Consider the following 18,148-nt stretch of genomic DNA (forward strand, 5'->3'; position numbering starts at 1 on the left):
GCGTGCCTGGTCGGGCCGGGGGCCGGCTCAGCCGACGCGGGTCAGCTTGTCGGTGAACCCGGGCTCGGTCAGGTCCTTCTGCAGGGCCACCGGCACCTTCACCGCGCCGGCGGCGCCGCCGTCGCCCACGGTGAGCGTCCCGACCTCGGTGCCCGCCTTGGCGGTGTGCGGCACGACGTCGGAGGCGAAGGACAGCTTCACCTTCAGGCCCGACCAGCCGGCCGCGGCGACGTCCTTCGTGGCCACCACCGGCGTACGGCCGCCGAGCCCGTCGTCCACGTACCCGACGACATCGCCCTTCTTCAGCACCGTCGCCGACTTCAGTGCGCCCTGCGCGGAGCGGATCAGCTTGTCGGCCGCGTCCAGCGCCCCGCTGAGGATGGTGTTGTCCGAGCCGCCGGCGGGCTGGCGGACCACGGCGCCGACGATGGTCCGCGTCTCACCGCCGACCTCCTGCTTGGCCGCGAAGACCAGGTTGCCGAGGGCGGAGGTGGTGGTGCCGGTCTTGATGCCGACGACGTTGTTGTGGCCGACCAGGTGGTTCCAGTTGGAGTGGTTGACGCCCTTGTAGTCGTCGTACGACATCATCGCCGCGACCTCGCGGAACGCGGGCTCCTCCATCGCGGCCTTGGCCAGCTTCACCTGGTCCACGGCCGTGCTCACCGTCGAGTTCGTCAGACCCGAGGGGTCGGTGTACGTGGTGTTCGTCATGCCGAGCTTCCCGGCGGTGGAGTTCATCTTCGCGACGAACTCCTTCTCCGACCCGACGTCCCAGCGCGCGAGCAGCCGTGCCACGTTGTTCGCGGACGCGATGAGGATGCTCTCCAGGGCCTCGCGCTGGGAGATGGTGTCGCCGGCCGTGACGTCGACCGTGGACTCCTGGCCCGCCTTCGACTGGTCCTGGGCCGCCTGGTCGATCTTGATCTTGGGGCCGTCGGCGCCGCTCTTCAGCGGGTGGTCGCGCAGGATGATGTACGCCGTCATGACCTTGGCGACGCTCGCGATCGGCACGGGCTTCTGGGCGCCCGAGGAGCCGAAGGTGCCGATGCCCTGGACGTCCAGCGCGGCCTGGCCCTGGGCCGGCCACGGGATGTCCGTCTTGGCCCCGCCGAAGGTGTAGGAGTCCTTCGCGGTGAGGTCCAGGGTGGGCTGGGGGAGCGGGCGCATCGCCTGTACGACCGCGAAGACGATCGCCAGCAGGATGACCAGCGGCGTCCAGATCTTGACCCGGCGGACCAGCGTGCGGACCGGGGTCTCCGGGGGCGGCGGCGTGTTCGTCAGCTCCGCCAGCAGGTCCAGCGGGGGCTTGGGCGGCAGCGGCTGCTGGGTGGTGCGCTCGGGGCCGACCTGCGGGAAGGCGCCGGTGGGCGCGGCGAGGTCGGAGTTGCGCAGCGGAACGAACTTGCTGGTGCGCTCCGCTGCGGGGGCGGGGGGCTCGGTGGCGCCCTTGGCCTCGGTCTCCGGCTCCGGCTTGGCCGTGCCGAGCTTGAGCATGGTGGTCGGCTGGTCGACCTCGGGCTTCTTCGGGCGTACGGCCTTGAAGGCGGTGGTGGGCTGGTCGACGCCCTTCGCCTCGGCGGGGGTCTTCCCACCCGCGCGGCTCTCGTCGTCGGCCGCGGGCGCCCCCTGCGGGGCGTCCTCGCCGCCGGCGGCCTTCGCAGCCCTGGCGGCGGCAGCGGCGGCCTTGGCACCGGCGACCTTGGCCGCCTTGGCGTCCGTGGGAGCCGTTCCCGGGCCCTTCGCCCCGTCGCCGGCCCCTGCCTCCCCGGAAGCCCCGTCCGAGGCCTTCCCGTCCCCCGCGTCGGCCTTCGCTGCGGTGCCGGCGTCCGCGGTCGCCCCCGAGCCGGCCTTGCGGCTCGTGTCGGGGTCGGCGGAAGTGGCGCCCGTGCGGGAGCCGGTGGCGTCCTTGGCGGCGGTGCCGGCGTCCGCGGTGGCATCGGCCTTCTGGTCGGCCTTGTGGCCCGCGTCGGGGCTCGCGGAAGTGCCCGTGCGGGAGCCGGCGGCGGCCTTCGCGTCACCGTCGGCGTCCTCGGTCGCGTCCGAGTCCTCGTCGGCCTTCTGGCCGGCCTTGCGGCCCGCGTCGGGGCTCGCGGAAGCGGCGCCCGTGCGGGAGCCGCCGGCGGTCTTCGCGTCGCCGTCGGCGTCCGCGGTGGCGTTCGAGCCGGCACCGGCCTTGCGGCCCGTGTCGGCGCTCGCCGAAGCGGTACCCGTGCGGGAGCCGCCAGCGGCCTTCGCGCCACCGTCAGCGGTGGCCTTGCCGGACCCCATGGCGGCCTTCGCGTCGCTGTCGGCGTCCTCGGTCGCGTCCGAGTCCTCGTCGGCCTTCTGGCCGGCCTGGGGGCCCGCGTCCGGGTCGGCGGAAGTGGCGGCCGTGCGGGAGCCGGTGGCGGCCTTGGGGGCGGTGCCGGCGGCCGTCTTCGCGGCGGAGCCGGTGCCGGCCTTCTGACCCGCGTCGCGGCCGGGCTTGGTGTCCGCCGCACCCTTGGCGTCGGTGGCCGGCTTCCGGTCCGAGTCCGCGTCCGGCTTCGAGCCGGTGCCCGAGCCCGTGGCGGCCTTCCCGCCGCCCTCTCCGCCGGACTTCGCGCCCGACCCCGCGGCAGCCGCGGCCCCGGTGCCGGCCTCGGACTCCGTCTCCGCGTCCGCGCCGGACTCCGGGGCGGCGTCGGCGTCATCGTCCGTGCCGGACCCCGCCTCGGACTCCGACTCCGGGTTCTTGGCCGAGCGGATCCAGGCCGAGACCGCCTCACGGAGGTCGGAGTCCTGGTCCTCCCCGGGCTTCTGGGGCTCGGACCCGTCCGAGTCGTCGGCGGCCTTCGCGTCCCGCACCGAAAGGATCTTCGTCGCCGTGTCGACGGCACCCGAGGAATCCTTTTCTCGGGACACCGCGAGGCGCGGATCGCGCGCCTCGGGAACCGAACCCGCGCTCCCCGACGTCGGTTCCGCCGACGACTCGCGCTGCTTCGACCTGTCGGGGGACTCGCCCGCCACCGATGCCTCCTCCATGCGCCGCACGCACACTCGCGCGCCCTGTCCGAACCATGTACCAGTGTCCTGTGTGAGGACTTGGCCCCTGCGGTAGACGAGAACGACATACCTGCCGGTTCCCTTACGAACCGGTCACGCACCCTCGACAGACCAATGTGAGAGGGGTCACCCTGTCATTCATCCACGCGGGGAGGCATGGATGGGCAGGAGCCGCAGAACGATTCCGGAGGAGCTTCTGCTGCTGGCACTGGACCCGGCCACGGGTACCACTGCACAGCCGCAGTCGCTCGACCTCGGCCTGGCCGGAGCACAGCTAGTGGAGCTGGCGCTGGCCGGACGGATAGCCCCAGACGGGGATCGTATCGCCGTGGTGGTGCCACGGCCGACTGGAGATCCGACTTTGGACTGCGCGTTGGAGTTGCTGCGAAGGCGTGGCGCTCCCGTGCGTGCCGTCCACTGGATCGGCGGGCCGCGTTTGGGGCTCCGCCAGATCTACCTCTCGCACCTGGAGCGGTGCGGCATGGTCGCCGCCGTGCCGGGCCAGATGTGCGGGGTGTTGCCGACGACGCGCTACCAGGCGACGGACACCGAAATCAGCCGGGAGATCCGAGCCCGGCTGGACAACGCGATCCGCACCGGCGTGCCGCCGGACCCGCGGACCGCGGCGCTCGCCGCGCTGGCGCACGCGGTCGGGCTGGGCAAGCACCTGTATCCGGGGAACGAGGGACGATCCTCCCGCTCCCGGCTGCGGGACCTGATCCGGCACGACCCGATGGGCGGGCTGGTGGCGCATGCCGTGATGGACGTGCAGAACGGCGCGGTGGCCCAGCCACGGCGCGGTCCGGCCGCGGCCGGCCGCCCGGCGGGGCCCGGAGCCAGGGGCGCGGTGGAACCCGCGCGCGGGGTTCCGATGCAGCCGCACCGAGGGTCCATGGCGCGTGCCGTGACCCACTGAGCCGCACCGCCGGTCCCCACGACACCGGTACGCGGTCCCCGAAACCGTTACGGGAGACGCTGGTTCGAGCGGGGCGGTGAGATCCGTGCGGTCTCACCGCCCCGCTCGGCCGTGTCCGGAGCGCCGGGCGACGCCCGGATCGGTGCGTACGCCCTGGATATCCGCCGTTTTCCAGCGGCGGAAAGCGCCTTGGTGGCAGTCTGCTCAGCAGCAGATACGCAAAGTGGTCAGTACAGGCAGGCAGCCGGAGGTGCACGTCCCGTGGCGTCCAATGTCAATCCCACCGTCAGACGGCGCCGGCTGGGCCAGGAGCTGCGCAGGCTCCGCGAGCTCAAGGGCATGACGGCCGAAGAGGTGGCGGAGCGGCTGCTCGTGTCGCAGTCGAAGATCAGCCGGCTGGAGAACGGCCGCAGAAGCATCAGCCAGCGCGACGTGCGCGACCTGTGCGGGGTGTACGAGGTCGACGACCAGCGGATCGTCGACTCGCTGATGGAGATGGCCCGTGACTCCCGCCAGCAGGGCTGGTGGCACACGTTCGGGGACATCCCGTACAGCGTGTACATCGGCCTGGAGACCGACGCCGAGTCGCTGCGGGTGTACGAACCCCAGCTGGTGACGGGTCTGTTGCAGACCCGCGCCTACGCGGAGGCACTGGTGCAGGGCGCGCTGCCGGAGACGTCGACGGCCGAGATCGAGAAGCGCGTGCAGGTCCGCATGCGGCGACAGGAACGTATCACCGCCGAGGGCAACGCCCTGCGGCTGTGGGTGGTGCTGGACGAGGCGGCGCTGCGCCGGGTCGTCGGCAGCCGGCTGGTGATGCGCGAACAGCTGGAGCACCTGGTCGAGATGTCGCAGCTGCCGCACGTCACCGTGCAGGTGCTGCCCTTCGAGGTGGGCGCCCACCCGGGGCTCAACGGCCAGTACGCCATCCTGGAGTTCACCGACGCGGCCGACTCGAGCGTGGTCTACCTCGAGGGCGTCACCAGCGACCTGTACCTGGAGAAGGCGCCGGACGTGCAGAAGTACGCCGTGATGTACGAACATCTGCGGGCACAGTCCCTCAATGTGGAACAGTCCCGGCAACTCATCGCGAAGGTGGCGAAGGAGTACGCCGACTGAGCCGAGTCCCACAGAGCCGCGGGATCGTACACCAGTGGTCCACTCCAGCGGAAGGCTCACCTGGAATATGCCATCCGCTTGAGTGAACGACTACTCCGCGGGCGGCAGTTGCCCGGTAGCGTCGATCACGCCAATCAGACGACAGGGTTGGCGCGAACCGCACTACAGCAACTGGCAACAGGAGTGGACATGGCACTGATTCAGGGCGCTTCGGAGACGTGGATGAAGTCTTCCTATTCCGCGGGCAACGGCGCCTGCGTCGAGGTCAAGTCGCCCACCACCGCGGTACTCGCCGTACGTGACTCCAAGGTCACCGACGGCCCGGTCCTGGCCTTCCCCGCCGACGCGTGGAACGTCTTCGTCACCTCGGTCAAGGCCTAGGGGGTACTCCCTGCCCCTCGCGCATAGCCGTCGCCCGACGACAACCGCACAGGCATCACCCACGGAGCCCTCTCGACCAGTCGCCGTCCTTGCCGAGAGGGCTCTGCGCACCTGAGCGGCGCGCCCGTTCGGGCTTCCGTCCGTACTACCGGCCCAGCTGGCCCTCGATGGCCGCGACGACCTCGGCCGCCTCCGGCTCGGTCTGCGGCGAGAACCGGGCGGCGACCTGTCCGTCCCGGCCGATCAGGAACTTCTCGAAGTTCCAGCGGATGTCCCCGCTGTGCCCCTCGCCGTCCTCGAAACCGACGAGGCGCTCGTACAGCGCGTGCCGCCCCTCCCCGTTCACCTCGACCTTCTCGGTCAGCGGGAAGGTCACCCCGTACGTGGCCGAGCAGAACTCGGCGATCTCCTCGGCGCTGCCGGGCTCCTGCCCGAGGAACTGGTTGCAGGGCACGCCGAGCACCGTGAAGCCCTGCTCGGCGTACCGCTCCTGCAGCCGCTCAAGACCCGTGTACTGCGGGGTCAGCCCGCACTTGGAGGCCACGTTCACGATGAGCACGGCCTGGCCGGCGTAACCCGGCAGATTGGCGGAGCCGCCCTGGAGGGCTCCGATCTCGACGTCCAGCACGGAAGCGTTGTGGTCAGTAGCAGTCATGCCCGGATGCTAGCCCGCGCCGCTCCGCCGCCGGCCGGCCCGGCTGCCCAGGACTGATCCACACCCTCCGGCGGCGGCTGTTCCCACGGGTGGACGCGACGCCGGTGGCGGCGGGCGGACCCGTCACCACCGGCGCGCGGCGGGTCAGCTGTAGGGCAGCCGCAGTACCGACCGTTCGCCGGTGCCGAGGGTGCTGGGCGCGTTGCCGATCGCGTTCCACACCTTGACCTGCACGGTTCCGTTCCGCAGATCGCAGAGGGCGCCGCTGCTGGAGAGGGTCCCGGCCTTGTCGGTGTAGTGCTCCCAGCCGGGGACCGGGTCGGTGGCGAAGTACCGGTACGTCTCCACGCGGTCCCACGTGCCGTTGCCGGTGCAGTCGTAGGACACCTGCGCCTGGGGCGCGTCGCCCACGGCGCCGGCGGCGTCGACGGCGAGGTCGAACCGGGTGCCGCCGCCGTCGTACGCGAGGTCGAGTCCGGTGGCGGTGAAGGTGGTCGGCTTGTAGGGGGTGCCGTCGTGGTTGACGCCGTCGGCCGACGCCAGGGTCACGGAGCCGGCCGCGCCGGCGGTGCCGGTCAGCGTGCCGTCACCGGCCGCGTACAGCGTGGGCGAGGAACCCGTCCCGCTGGTGGGCGAGGACGTCGGGGTCGGCGAGGGCGTGGGGGTCGCCGTCTCGGTCGACGTGGGGCTGGGGGTCGGCTCCGGGCCGCCGCCCGTCGCGCTGCCGCCGCTCCACGTGTACGCCCCGGCCGTGACCGTCTTCCCGGCGGGCACCCGCACGGTGGTGCCGTCGGAGAAGTGCACGGTGCCGTCCGTGGCCGTGGTGTTGGCGGCGACGTAGGTGCGGTCGCCGTTCTTGACGAACACGGCGCTCAGCGGGGAGTCGGCGGAGACCGAGGCGTCCACGGTGCCGAGCGCGGCGAGGTTGCGGATCCAGTGGAAGGTGTGGGCCTTGCTCTCGCCCTCCTCGGAGGTGAGGGAGCTGTGGGCGCGGAAGTCGGCCAGCGCCGCGTCGCCGTCGCCCAGGGCCCGGTACTCGTACCAGATGTCGGGCCAGATCCCGGGCTGGGTCCTGCCGGCCTGGTCGAGCATCTCCTGGTAGTTGGCCCTGACGTAGGCCGGGTTGTCGCCCAGGTAGAGGTGCCCGCCGGTCACCGGCAGCAGGTTGATGCCCTGGATCTGCTCGGGGGCGCTGGAGAACCAGGTCGAGTAGGCGCCGCCGTTGCCCCACACCATGCCGACCTGCTTGTGCTGGAAGCCCTCCGGGTAGACCTGGTCGTGGACGTCGAACCAGTAGTCCTCGATGGCGGCGGCCTGGGTGGTGTACATGTAGATGCCGGCGTCGCGGACGGCCTTGTTCCCGGTGGCCATGCCCCACTGGATGAGGGCGCTGTCGAAGTTCATGCCCTCGGAAGAGGACTCCTGGTTGTTGCCCGCGGCGAACGAGCCGTGGCCGGACGCCCAGTCGTGGCCCGCGTAGATGTCGAAGTCCCGCAGGAACGGGAACCGTTTGTCGGTGCGGTCGTAGTTGTCGGCGTCGCGGATGAGCAGGTCGACCATCCCGCCGTAGTGGTCGGAGTCGGCCCAGACGGGGTCGAACTTGGCGAGGGTCGCGGCGGCGGCGACGTAGTAGCCGTAGTGGAAGTGGTGGTCGTTCAGCTCCTGGTCGGACCCGTAGGAGGCCGGGTAGCCGATCAGCGTGCCCCACTTGTTGTCGTAGTAGAACAGGTGGCCCGTCTTGTTCGGCGAGGCGGTGAACCAGTCCGTGAGCTTGGACCTGATGGCGGACAGGGCGGCGTCGCGTACTCCGGTGTCGCCGGTCTGGTCGGCGATCTCCGCCAGGCGTGCGGCGCGCCCGAGCCCCTTGCCGGTCCAGTAGGTGTCGTCGCTCACCTGGCGGGTCGGGTCGGCCTTCTCGGCGTTCAGGTAGTCCCGCAGGGTCGCGAGGTCGGCGCCGGAGCTGTCGGCGACGGCCGGTATCTCGGGCAGCACCCCGTGGAAGTCCATCGTCGTGGTGAAGGACGTGACGCCGGTGAGCACCTTGAGCGGGCCGCGGGAGGAGACGTAGGTCTGCGGCAGCGGGCTGCCGTCGGACAGGTGGCGCCACTGGTGCGGCAGCAGGGCCGCGACCGTCCCGGTCGCCGATCCCTCGAGGGCCTCGGTGGTGAAGCGGTACGTGGTGGTGACGGTGCTCTTCGCCTCGTCGTACCGGTAGGACACGGCGGTGCCGGTGACCGGGTCGTGGGCGTACCCGGCGTACGCCTCCGCGAGCGCGGTGCGGTCGGCGGCCGGGGTGGACGGCGTCGTCGGCAGTACGGCGACGGAGAAGTAGTCCTTGCCGGCGAGCGAGGAGGTGAAGGTGGACCCGCTGACCGACCAGGTGGCGCCGGCCGGGGCGAAGGCGACGTAGTCGTGCCCGTTGACCGAGTAGCCGAGCGTCGGGCCGGAGTGGGACCACACGTCCACCGTCGCGTCCGAGGCGGCCTTGATCCGCGCGTCGCCGCCCTTCGCGCGGAAGTAGGCGAACGGCAGCCCGGAGCCGATCATCGCCCGCAGGGTGTGCGCGCCGTCGCTGAGGTAGGGGCTGACGGTCCAGTCGCTCCAGTCGTCGACCTTGACCTCGGGGGCGGCGAGACCGGAGACGCCGGCGACGAAGTCCTCCTTGTACTCGAAGTGGTACTCGCCCACGCCCTTGCCGCTGCCGGAGATCGTCGGCTTGGTGCTGTAGGAGACGCCCAGCCCCTGCGAGCCGGCCCGGAAGCCGAGCGGCTGGGCGAACAGGGGCTCGCCGTAAGCGCAATTGGTGCGCTTCCAGAGGATCGACGACCACCAGTCGTTGGTGGGGACGGCGCCGGCCGGGGCGTCGGAGGTCACCCAGTGACGCGGGTTGGTGGACAGGTCCGCGCAGCCGGAGGGCAGCGGTCCGGGCGCGGTGGTGGTGTAACTGCCCGCGCCCACCGTGTCGGCGCCGGCCTTCGCGGAGCCGAGTACGGTGAGGACCGCCCCGATGAGGGCGGCGAGAGCCACGAACGCCGCGGCCCGCCGCCAGGGCGGGGACCACGGGACCGCTCTCGGCGGCCGAGCACTGTCTCTGGACATGGGAGCACCCTTCAGCACGGGGGGTGAGGCGGATGAACGGCCCGGGCCGGCAGGTGCGGCGGACCGTGGAGCGAGTGACGCGGCCGGCCGGCCTTTCACATCGCAGGCCGTTGTGGCGGAGAGCCCGGAACCTAGTGCCTTGAGAGCGCTCTCAAGCAAGGAAGGTAGGGTCGGCCTGAGGCACCGTCAATACAAAGCGCAATGATTGTTCGACCGGTCGTCACCCGAGGACCGTCCCGAGCCGCGCCGGGTCCTACCGGACGGCCGACGGTCAGGGCGCCAGGGAGAAGTGGTTCTCCTCCTCCTGGGTGAAGTGCAGGCGCAGCACGGTGTTCAGGCCGTAGAGGCAGGACCGCAGGTCGTCGAGCTGCCCGGGGGACAGGCCGCCGTCGGCGTGGGCGAGTTGCAGATGGGTGGCGACCCGGCGGGAGAGGCGCTCGATCTCGGTGTGGGCGCGGCTCATGGTGGCGGTGGCCTCCGGCCCGCCGAGGGTGGGGGCGAGGGCGGGGTAAAGCTGGTGCTCCTCGGCGTACTCGTGCGGGAACAGCCGTTCGGTGAGCAGCCGGTGGGTCTCCTCGACGGCCGCCAGTGCCTCGGGACCGGTATCGCCGGAGAGCCGGTCCGCGGAGTCGCGAACCGACTCGAGGACGTCCTGGAGGTCGTCGTGCTCGGCGGCGAAGCGGTGGATCAGGGTCTCGGCGGCGGGCGTCAGGGGCGGCCGCACGGCCTGGTCGACGCGCAGGGCGCGCAGGGCGTCAGTAGCCAGCATCAGCGCGATCAGGCGCCGGCCAGGTACTCGTGGACGGCCAGGGTGCCGCCGAGGGCGAGTACGGCGATGAGGTCCACGCCCGCGCGTCCCTGCCGCAGGGCGGCGACCACCCAGCCCGCGGCGGGCACCACGGCCGACAGGGTTCCGAGCGCCCGGAAGAGGTCGGCGAGGCCGGTCCCGCCGGCCAGCCAGGCGATACCGCCGGCGGTCAGGGCCGCCGCGGTGACGGCCAGCAGGACGGGTTCGACCCGTGACGAGGCGATCACCGCGGCCAGGCGGTGCGGTGGTCCGGTGCGGGTGCGGTGGTGGTTCATGGCGTACCTCGGTCCGTCCGGCGCGGCGGCCGTCGGGACGGCCCCGTCCCGTCACACCGCGCCGGCGGGCACCCCCGGCAGGGCTGTCCGGCCCTGACTCGGGGCCGGACAGCCGGGGCCCTTGCGCGAGGGCCCTCCCGTCCGCCGGACGAGAGGGCCTGCGCGTGTGCGGGCGGGGTCAGGACGGGGGCTGGAGGACCTGGTCGATGACGTAGATCGTGGCGTTCGCGGCCTTGATGTTGCCGCAGACGATGTTCGCCTTGCCGTTGACCTTGAAGTCGCTGCCCGAGCCCGACGTGGTCAGCTTGCCGCCCTCCACCGTGGTGAAGGAGCCGTCGGAGAGCTGGTCGGGGGTGATCTGCTGGTCCACGACGTGGTAGGTCAGCACCTTCTTGAGCTGCCCCTCGTTGGCGAGGAGCGAGGTGAGCTGCGAGGCGGTGACGTTCTTGAAGGCCTGGTCGTTGGGGGCGAAGACCGTGATCTGCGGCTTGCCGTTCAGGGTGTCGGTCAGCTTCGCCCTGACCGCGGCCGAGACCAGCTGGCTGAGCTGCGGATACGCGGACGCGGCGTTCACGACCTTGTCCTTGGCGGTGTCGGCCTTCTGCGAGAGCGCCGAGCAGCCGGAACCGAACGTCCCCGACGGGCTGGGCGACGCGTCCTGTGCGTGGCTCTGCGACGCCACTCCGCCGAAGGTGAGCGGGACGGCCAACGCGGCCGCCGCGGCGGCCTTTGCTGTACGCATGCGGGTGAACCTCATCGCGACCTTCCTCCCGTGGAGGCGTGAGCACTGCGGAGGCTGGGACTGCGGACGTCCTCGCTTCCGCGGGCGGGGTGGGGCGGCTGCCGCGCCACGGCCCCGCCTGGGGCCATCGCCACCCGGCCACCCAGCGAGCGTATCCAGCAGGTGCCCGTGACCGCATCTCGAGCGCCTGCGACCGGACTTGGCCGCCGCGGGCCGGAGCGGCCACGGCGCCGGCCCGCTAAGCCCCGCCCCGGGCGGCGTCGAGCCCTACCGGTAGAGCCGCACTCCGCCGTTCGACCCGAGGGCGTTGAGCGCCAGCACGCCGCCGTCCCGGGTGACGTACACGGTGCCGGCGGTGAAGTTCCACTTGCCGGTCCCGACCGGCAGGACGGCGACCGGGACGGTGCGGCCGGTGCGCGGGTCGATGCTGACGAGCTGCGGGGCGCCGGTCGTGGTGACGGCGTACACCTTGTCGTGCGCGCCGGACGCGGGGACGGCGAGCACGGCGGAGCGCTGGGTCCAGAGCTTGGCGCCGGTGGTGGTGTCGAAGCCGTCGACCACCGCGTTCCCGGCGGCCGAGGCCGGGGTGACCAGGACGTTGCCGTACAGCCGGGCGGAGTGGTCGGCGTCGCTGGTGTTGCCGCTCGTGAGCTCGTCGTCGCCCACGGCCAGTCTGCGGCCGTCACCGGTGGCGCCGAGGACCCGTACGGCGTCCTGACGGGCCGTGTGGACGGCGGCGACCAGCGGGGAGCCGGACAGGATGTGCGTCACGTCCGAGTGGGCGCTCTCGGCCTTCCGCCAGATCACCTTCCCCGTCTTGCCGTCGAGCGCGCTGAAGGTGAACCTGGTCTTCCGGTCGAGGCAGAAGTCGGCCACCAGCACGACGCCGTCGGCGCCCCAGTCATAGGCGTTGCAGTAGTGACCGCGGGCCTTGTAGCCCCACACGCGGCCGCCGGTGCGGACGTCGACACCGCCGAGGAAGTTCTTGCCGACGACGGTGGCGACGCCGCCCTGCACATAGGTCGCGGCGGTCGTCGCCGTGGGGTGCTTGGCGCTGGTCAGCGGCAGGGACCAGAGGATCTTGCCGGTGGACGCGTCGACGCCGGCCAGCCGGGTGCAGGTACCGGAGTCCGTGCCGAAGGCGACCGTGCCGATGCCCTGCGCGCCGAGCGTCGGCGACATCGCGCACGGGACGCTGCCGTGCTTGTCGTCGGCGGAGGGCGCGGCGCTCCACACCCGCCTGCCGTCGGTCAGGTCGTAGGCGCGCAGGCCGCCCCGGCTGCTGGCGCGCACGAGCAGCTTGTCGGTGAGCCAGCTGCCCACCAGCGCGTCGTCGGCGGCGGGCGCCGGTGTCTGCCACGCCTGCGTCAGGCTCCTGGAGGCGACGGCGGCGGCGTCCTGCTGCTTGAGCATGACGGCGGCGGTCCCGCCCGCTGCGGCGACGACGGCGAGGGTGAGCATGACCCGGCCCGTCCGCCTGGGCTTCGCGGCCCGCCTGCCGCCCCCTCCCGCGAGGGCGTTCGGCCGCGCGGCGTCAGGCTCGGAGCGGCGCGGGGCCGTCCGGCCGCCGGCGGTCGTCGCCGCTGACGGGCGTCCGTGGCCCTCGTCCGCAGGCTCCCCGTGCCCGGGATGCGGACGCGTCCGGCGATCCGCCCCGGGGATGGCCTCGTGGCCGCCTGCACGGGGTTCGGGGAAGCGCAGCGGCATGGTGGAGTCCCAGCGCGTGCCGGAGGAGCCGCCGTACGGCTCGGCCGCCGGCGGGGCGTCCCACGGCACGACCGGCTCAGGCTGCCGCTGTTCCCGGTACGGCCGCGGGCCGGCGGCCGGCCGGCGGGGCCGGAAGGCCCAGCCGTCCTCCTGCGGAGCGCCCTGGCCCGGCGACGATTCTGCCGTCATCTCCGTGATCTCCCCTGGTCGGGCATCCGCGTGCGCCAGCCGCGGTGATGCGCCCTGATGAATGTCGTTCCTCGCGGGCTCGAGCCCGGCTCCTGCGCGGCCCTGGATCAACCGGTCTTGAACGAGTGACCGAAGCCGTTGCGGGCCGACTCCACCTGGAACGCGGCCCGCGCACCCACCGAGGTGCTGATCCGCCAGTCCATCAACTGCTTGCCGCCCGGCCAGTCCTTGCGCTGGTCGTACCAGACGAGTCCGATGACGCCGGCCTTGGCGGCGCCCTGGAACAGGTCGCGGATGTGCGCCTGCTTGTCCTTGCCCTCGGCCACCCCGGTCTCCGCGATCAGCACCGGCTTGCCGGAGAAGTCCGCGATCCGGCGCAGGGTGGGCGTGAACAGGCTGGAGAAGGCGACGCCGTCGATCGGCCCGTAGTAGCCGATGAGGCCGACCCAGTCGACGTAGGCGCTGCCCGGGTAGTAGGGGCGCAGCCGGGCGGGGGTGCCCGAGTCGACCACGTGTGGAGTCCACACCCAGATCACGTTGGTGACGCCCCGCTCGGCGAAGATGCGGTGCACGCGCTTCCAGGACGCGACGAAGTCGGCGGGCTTGGCGTGCTCGGGGCCCCAGGAGTTCCAGGGGCCGTTCATCTCGCCGGCGAAGGAGAGGGCCAGCGGGCCGTCGTACGAGGCGATCTGGCCCGCCAGCCGGCGGATGTAGGCGTCCTCCCCGCCCTTCGCGATGTCGGCGAGCGACGTGTCGGTGGGGACCAGCGCCATCAGGGGCAACTGGCCGTGCTTCCACAAGAACGCGTTGCCCTCCGCGTCGAAGTCGTCGCCCCAGGAGCTGTAATACTCGCGGATGTCGGGGGTCCGCCCGGCCTCTTCGGCGAAGGTGGTGACGATGCCGTACTGCCAGGGCGTCTTGTCGTCGACGACGCCCAGCGCGCGGCCGGACGGTCTGAGCAGGGACGAGACCCGGTAGCGCGCGGCCGCGGCGGAGTCCGCGCCCTTCTCGGCGTCGTCCCCGCTTCCCGCGCCCGCGCAGGCATCCACCAGGAACAGGACGGCGGCCATGAGGATCGCGGCGGCCGGCAGGCGGAGGCGACGGCGGGGTATGGCCATGCGGTGCGGGTCCGATCGGGCAGGGGTCGGCTACGACATCCCGAACTCTACGAGACCCGCGTGACTTTCACCGAATCTTCATACTACTCTGGTCACATGATCGGGAGCGGTCGGATAATCTCCCCTTCCTCATACGATTCATTGGTTTTGCCGCACTACTCACGGCTTTCCGCAGCGCCGGACCGGTAGATGTGACGGGACGCAGGAAGGCTCGACGCTCTCGATGACCAGTACCTCCACGGAGCTCGAGCCCACTCCCGTCTTCGTGGACCAGACCGGGCTGCGCGGCCGCCGACTGCGCGGACTGGGCTGGCTGGTGGGCATCCTCTGCGCCGGGTGCGTGGTGGCGATGATCTCCGGTCTGGTCGGAACCCAGTCCCAGGCGCCCGCGCTCACCGTCCCCCGCACCGCGGACACCACACCGCCCAGCCAGTACCTGAACGCGCCGCTGCCCGCGGCCCCCGGCGCCGCCGCCCAGCCCGTTCGGAGCACCGCCGCCGCGGTGCCCCCGTCCGTCGTCACGGAGTCGGTCCCCACGACGACGGTGCCCGGCGCGACGGCGCCCGGTACGGCGGTGACCGCTACGGCGGCGCCCGTCACGGCGGCGCCCGTCACGGTGGCGTCGAGCCCCGTGACCGTCACCGCGCAGTAGCCAGCCGCGACCGACCAGGAAGTCCATGTCCCGCCACCAACGCCCCCGGCAGTCCATCGCGCGACCGCGCCGACTCGCCGCGCCTCCCCTGCGCTTCTTCCTGCCGGTGACCGTACTGGCGACCCTGCTGGCGCTGATGGTGCTCCGGGGCATGGCCAACAACGAGGCCTTCCACGACGACAAGATCGCCGTCTCGGTGGACAAGGGCACCGTCCCGACCAGCGTGCTGGAGGGCGGCCCGGTCGTCGACGCGCGCGGCGACCGGAACGCCAAGCCGGTCAACTACACGATCCCGGACAAGACCGTCGTCCTCACCTTCGACGACGGGCCGTCCCCCCAGTGGACGCCGAAGATCCTCAAGGTGCTGAAGGAGGAGAACGTCCGCGCCGACTTCTTCGTCACCGGCTCGATGGTCTCCCGCAACCCGGAGCTGATCCGCCGGATCGTGGCCGACGGCCACGAGATCGGTCTGCACACCTTCACCCACCCCGACCTCGCGCTGCACTCCGGCACCCGGCTCACCTGGGAGCTGGGCGAGACCCAGCTCGCCCTGGCCGGTGTCGCCGGCATCCACACCAGCCTGTTCCGCCCGCCCTACTCCTCCACCGTGGACGCGCTGGACGACTGGTCGTGGCCGGTGACCAAACAGGCCGGGTCCGAGGGGTACCTGACCGCCTTCATCGACAAGGACACCGACGACTGGAAGCGCCCCGGCGTCGACTCCATCGTCAAGGCCGCCATGCCCGAACTCCCCGGCCAGGGCGAGATGATCCTGATGCACGACGCCGGCGGCAACCGCGCGCAGACGCTGGCCGCGCTGCCCGTCATCATCGACAAGCTCAAGGCCCAGGGCTACACCTTCAAGACCACCGGCGAGGCCCTCGGCACCGGCTCCGCCAACACCAAGGTCACCAGCTACAACCTCTGGGTCGGCAAGGCGTTCCTGTGGTGCACCACCTTCTCGGTGTGGCTGCTGCCGTGGCTGGTCGGCCTGCTCGCGGTCGTCGGCGTACTGGTCATGGCGCGGTTCGCGCTGATGCTGGTGCTCTCGGCCGTCCACGTGCGGCGCACCCGCAAGCCGGGCTTCTCCTGGGGCGACCCGGTCACCGAACCGGTCACCGTGGTGGTGCCCGCGTACAACGAGCAGGAGTGCATCACCAACACCCTGCTCTCACTTGCCGCGAGCGACCATCCCATCGAAGTGATCGTGGTCGACGACGGGTCGAGCGACGACACGGCCGCCATCGTGGAGGAGCTGGACCTGCCGACGGTCCGGCTGATCCGGCAGCCCAACAGCGGCAAGCCGGCCGCCCTCAACACCGGTGTGGCGGCCGCCTCGTACGACCTGATCGTCATGATGGACGGCGACACGGTCTTCGAGCCGTCCACCGTCCGCGAGCTGGTGCAGCCCTTCGCCGACCCCCGGGTCGGCGCGGTGGCCGGCAACGCCAAGGTCGGCAACCGCGACACGCTGATCGGCGCCTGGCAGCACATCGAGTACGTGATGGGCTTCAACCTCGACCGCCGGATGTACGACGTGCTCAACTGCATGCCGACCATCCCCGGCGCCGTGGGCGGCTTCCGCCGTACGGCGCTGCAGCAGGCGGGCGGCATGAGCGACGACACGCTCGCCGAGGACACCGACGTGACCATGGCCCTGCACCGGGCCGGCTGGCGGGTCGTCTACGCCGAGGACGCCCGCGCCTGGACCGAGGCGCCCGTCAGCATGAAGCAGCTCTGGTCCCAGCGGTACCGCTGGAGCTACGGCACCATGCAGGCGATGTGGAAGCACCGGCACTCGCTGCTGGAGCGCGGCGCGGCCGGCCACTTCGGCCGGGTGGGGCTGCCGTTCGTCGCCCTGTTCATGGTGATCACCCCGCTGCTCGCACCCGCCATCGACATCGGCATGGTCTACGGCGTGGTCTTCGTCGACGCGTACAAGACCCTGGCCGCCTGGTTCGCGGTGATGGCCCTGCAGGCCGTGTGCGCCTGGTGGTCCTTCCACCTGGACAGGGAGAAGCCGTGGCACCTGATCACGCTCCCGGCCCAGCAGGTGGTCTACCGGGTGCTCATGTACATGGTGCTGCTGCAGTCCGCCATCACCGCCCTGACCGGGGGCCGGTTGCGCTGGCAGAAGCTGCGGCGCACCGGTGAGGTGGGGCTCGAGTTCACAACGGGGGCGAAGTCCGCATGAGTCACGCGCAACCAAGTGCCTTCGGCACCCAGGACCCCTCCGACACCGTCGCCCTGCGGGTGATGGACCCCGCCGCCTTCCCCGCGCAGCGCGGCCCGCAGCCCGAGGAGGCCGCCCCGGCGCCCGCGCGGAAGCCCGGCCGCGACCGCTACCTCGACCTGCTGCGGGCGCTCGCCCTGGTCCGCGTGGTGGTCTACCACAACTTCAGCTGGTCCTGGCTGCCGATCGTCTTCCCCTCCATGGGCGTCATGTTCGCGCTGGCCGGGTCTCTGATGGTGCGCTCCCTCAACCGGCCGGCGCTGAGCGTGATCCGCGGCCGGCTGCGCCGTCTGCTGCCGCCGATGTGGCTGTTCGGCGCGGTCGTGGTGCCGCTGATGCTCCTGCAGGGCTGGCGGCCCGACGCCCACCACCCCAACTGGTGGTGGGGCGACCTGGCGTACTGGGTCATGCCGTTCAGCGAGCCGCCGTTCGGGGCGACACTGCACACCTTCGGCGGCCACCTGCCGAACACCTGGGCCGAGCAGATCTGTGTGCCGCTGTGGTACCTGCGCGCCTACCTCTGGTACGTACTGCTGTCGCCGCTGATACTCAAGGCGATGCGGAAGCTGCCCTGGGTCACCCTGCTGGTACCGCTGGTGCTGGCGTTCGTCGTCAACTCGGGCCTGGTCGACCAGTCCGGCCGGCTGATGGAGGCCGCCACCGACTTCACCACCTTCGGCGCCTGCTGGCTGCTCGGCATGGCCCACCAGGAGGGGCTGCTGCGCAGAATTCCGCAGTACGTCGTGCCGTCCGTCGCACCGCTGGTGCTCATGTTCGGCCTGTGGTGGCTGCTGCGGTCACCGGTGGACAACCCCCGGCTCGGGCACGACCTGGAAGCGGTGCCGGTCGCCCAGGCGATCTGGTCGTTCGGCGCGGTGATGCTGCTGCTCCACCTGAGCCCCTCCTGGGAGCAGTGGCCCAAACCGCTGGAGCGGTTCAACGGCGTCATCAGCCTGCTCAACTCCCGCGCTGTCACCGTCTACCTGTGGCACTCCTTCGCGCTGGTGCTGACCGAGCCGCTGATCGACCCGCTGTGGAGCAACACCTTCCTCTACGACCACGCCCAGTGGCTGCTGATGAGCCAGTGGACCCCGCTGGTGATCGCCGTCCCGCTGATCTGCCTGGCGATCCTGCTCTTCGGCTGGATAGAGGACGTGGCCGCCAAACGCCGGCCCCGTCTCTTCCCCTACCCCCGCCGCTCGAAGGGCCGGCGTCGGGTGCGGTAGCAGC

General features: G+C 71.7%; 13 protein-coding genes and 1 pseudogene. 6 read left to right on the forward strand and 8 right to left on the reverse strand.

Translation table 11 applies throughout. The features are described 5' to 3' along the window. Nucleotides 1-27: 27 nt before the first annotated feature. The gene (locus tag ACFYU0_RS21215) at nucleotides 28-3,003 is read right to left on the reverse strand and encodes a D-alanyl-D-alanine carboxypeptidase (protein ID WP_389303281.1); all 2,976 of its coding nucleotides are present in this window, start codon (nucleotides 3,001-3,003) and stop codon (nucleotides 28-30) included. A gap of 181 nt (nucleotides 3,004-3,184) precedes the next feature. Here ACFYU0_RS21215 and ACFYU0_RS21220 point away from each other — a divergent pair, with 181 nt between their 5' ends. The 3 genes from ACFYU0_RS21220 to ACFYU0_RS21230 all read left to right on the forward strand — a co-directional run bounded on the left by ACFYU0_RS21220 (nucleotide 3,185) and on the right by ACFYU0_RS21230 (nucleotide 5,440). Continuing rightward, complete coding sequence (locus tag ACFYU0_RS21220) at nucleotides 3,185-3,940, forward strand: GPP34 family phosphoprotein (RefSeq protein WP_351665002.1); 756 nt, start codon at nucleotides 3,185-3,187, stop codon at nucleotides 3,938-3,940. Between the two features lie 261 nt (nucleotides 3,941-4,201). Further along, nucleotides 4,202-5,059 carry a helix-turn-helix transcriptional regulator gene (locus ACFYU0_RS21225; protein WP_351665000.1) on the forward strand — a complete coding sequence of 286 codons (858 nt, stop codon included), beginning with the start codon at nucleotides 4,202-4,204 and terminating at the stop codon, nucleotides 5,057-5,059. A gap of 189 nt (nucleotides 5,060-5,248) precedes the next feature. Next, nucleotides 5,249-5,440: a DUF397 domain-containing protein gene (locus tag ACFYU0_RS21230; RefSeq protein WP_351664998.1), complete on the forward strand. Its 192-nt coding sequence runs from the start codon at nucleotides 5,249-5,251 to the stop codon at nucleotides 5,438-5,440. A gap of 145 nt (nucleotides 5,441-5,585) precedes the next feature. Here ACFYU0_RS21230 and ACFYU0_RS21235 read toward each other — a convergent pair whose 3' ends face one another. From ACFYU0_RS21235 to ACFYU0_RS21265, 7 genes and pseudogenes are all read right to left on the reverse strand, one after another. Continuing rightward, on the reverse strand, nucleotides 5,586-6,095 hold the full coding sequence (locus ACFYU0_RS21235; protein WP_351664996.1) for a glutathione peroxidase: 510 nt from the start codon (nucleotides 6,093-6,095) through the stop codon (nucleotides 5,586-5,588). A 144-nt stretch (nucleotides 6,096-6,239) separates the two neighbouring features. Further along, the gene (locus tag ACFYU0_RS21240; RefSeq protein WP_389303285.1) at nucleotides 6,240-9,194 is read right to left on the reverse strand and encodes a glycosyl hydrolase; all 2,955 of its coding nucleotides are present in this window, start codon (nucleotides 9,192-9,194) and stop codon (nucleotides 6,240-6,242) included. Between the two features lie 271 nt (nucleotides 9,195-9,465). Beyond that, nucleotides 9,466-9,951, reverse strand: a pseudogene (locus ACFYU0_RS21245) (hemerythrin domain-containing protein); the annotation flags it as partial. A 20-nt stretch (nucleotides 9,952-9,971) separates the two neighbouring features. Further along, nucleotides 9,972-10,277: a hypothetical protein gene (locus tag ACFYU0_RS21250; protein ID WP_389303288.1), complete on the reverse strand. Its 306-nt coding sequence runs from the start codon at nucleotides 10,275-10,277 to the stop codon at nucleotides 9,972-9,974. A 178-nt stretch (nucleotides 10,278-10,455) separates the two neighbouring features. Further along, the gene (locus ACFYU0_RS21255; protein WP_389303291.1) at nucleotides 10,456-11,034 is read right to left on the reverse strand and encodes a fasciclin domain-containing protein; all 579 of its coding nucleotides are present in this window, start codon (nucleotides 11,032-11,034) and stop codon (nucleotides 10,456-10,458) included. Between the two features lie 252 nt (nucleotides 11,035-11,286). After that, nucleotides 11,287-12,915, reverse strand: coding sequence for a PQQ-binding-like beta-propeller repeat protein (locus ACFYU0_RS21260; protein ID WP_389303294.1), 1,629 nt, complete (start codon nucleotides 12,913-12,915; stop codon nucleotides 11,287-11,289). Between the two features lie 107 nt (nucleotides 12,916-13,022). Beyond that, nucleotides 13,023-14,033, reverse strand: a complete 1,011-nt coding sequence (locus tag ACFYU0_RS21265) for a glycoside hydrolase family 26 protein (protein WP_389303297.1) — start codon at nucleotides 14,031-14,033, stop codon at nucleotides 13,023-13,025. Between the two features lie 223 nt (nucleotides 14,034-14,256). Here ACFYU0_RS21265 and ACFYU0_RS21270 point away from each other — a divergent pair, with 223 nt between their 5' ends. The 3 genes from ACFYU0_RS21270 to ACFYU0_RS21280 are packed head-to-tail and all read left to right on the forward strand — an operon-like array spanning nucleotide 14,257 to nucleotide 18,144. Further along, nucleotides 14,257-14,685, forward strand: a complete 429-nt coding sequence (locus tag ACFYU0_RS21270) for a hypothetical protein (protein WP_389303300.1) — start codon at nucleotides 14,257-14,259, stop codon at nucleotides 14,683-14,685. Between the two features lie 25 nt (nucleotides 14,686-14,710). Beyond that, nucleotides 14,711-16,879 carry a bifunctional polysaccharide deacetylase/glycosyltransferase family 2 protein gene (locus ACFYU0_RS21275; protein ID WP_351664984.1) on the forward strand — a complete coding sequence of 723 codons (2,169 nt, stop codon included), beginning with the start codon at nucleotides 14,711-14,713 and terminating at the stop codon, nucleotides 16,877-16,879. After that, complete coding sequence (locus ACFYU0_RS21280) at nucleotides 16,876-18,144, forward strand: acyltransferase (RefSeq protein ID WP_389303303.1); 1,269 nt, start codon at nucleotides 16,876-16,878, stop codon at nucleotides 18,142-18,144. Before ACFYU0_RS21275 ends, ACFYU0_RS21280 begins: the two co-directional genes overlap by 4 nt. Nucleotides 18,145-18,148 lie beyond the last annotated feature (4 nt).

Source organism: Streptomyces sp. NPDC003720, assembly GCF_042875075.1.
Classification (GTDB): domain Bacteria; phylum Actinomycetota; class Actinomycetes; order Streptomycetales; family Streptomycetaceae; genus Streptomyces.

What these genes read in the sequence shown, in the direction of transcription:
- ACFYU0_RS21215 (WP_389303281.1), bottom strand. Translation starts at nt 3,003, where the DNA reads ATGGAGGAGGCATCGGTGGCGGGCGAGTCCCCCGACAGGTCGAAGCAG.
- ACFYU0_RS21220 (WP_351665002.1), top strand. Translation starts at nt 3,185, where the DNA reads ATGGGCAGGAGCCGCAGAACGATTCCGGAGGAGCTTCTGCTGCTGGCA.
- ACFYU0_RS21230 (WP_351664998.1), top strand. Translation starts at nt 5,249, where the DNA reads ATGGCACTGATTCAGGGCGCTTCGGAGACGTGGATGAAGTCTTCCTAT.
- ACFYU0_RS21235 (WP_351664996.1), bottom strand. Translation starts at nt 6,095, where the DNA reads ATGACTGCTACTGACCACAACGCTTCCGTGCTGGACGTCGAGATCGGA.
- ACFYU0_RS21240 (WP_389303285.1), bottom strand. Translation starts at nt 9,194, where the DNA reads ATGTCCAGAGACAGTGCTCGGCCGCCGAGAGCGGTCCCGTGGTCCCCG.
- ACFYU0_RS21250 (WP_389303288.1), bottom strand. Translation starts at nt 10,277, where the DNA reads ATGAACCACCACCGCACCCGCACCGGACCACCGCACCGCCTGGCCGCG.
- ACFYU0_RS21255 (WP_389303291.1), bottom strand. Translation starts at nt 11,034, where the DNA reads ATGAGGTTCACCCGCATGCGTACAGCAAAGGCCGCCGCGGCGGCCGCG.
- ACFYU0_RS21260 (WP_389303294.1), bottom strand. Translation starts at nt 12,915, where the DNA reads ATGACGGCAGAATCGTCGCCGGGCCAGGGCGCTCCGCAGGAGGACGGC.
- ACFYU0_RS21265 (WP_389303297.1), bottom strand. Translation starts at nt 14,033, where the DNA reads ATGGCCATACCCCGCCGTCGCCTCCGCCTGCCGGCCGCCGCGATCCTC.
- ACFYU0_RS21270 (WP_389303300.1), top strand. Translation starts at nt 14,257, where the DNA reads ATGACCAGTACCTCCACGGAGCTCGAGCCCACTCCCGTCTTCGTGGAC.
- ACFYU0_RS21275 (WP_351664984.1), top strand. Translation starts at nt 14,711, where the DNA reads ATGTCCCGCCACCAACGCCCCCGGCAGTCCATCGCGCGACCGCGCCGA.
- ACFYU0_RS21280 (WP_389303303.1), top strand. Translation starts at nt 16,876, where the DNA reads ATGAGTCACGCGCAACCAAGTGCCTTCGGCACCCAGGACCCCTCCGAC.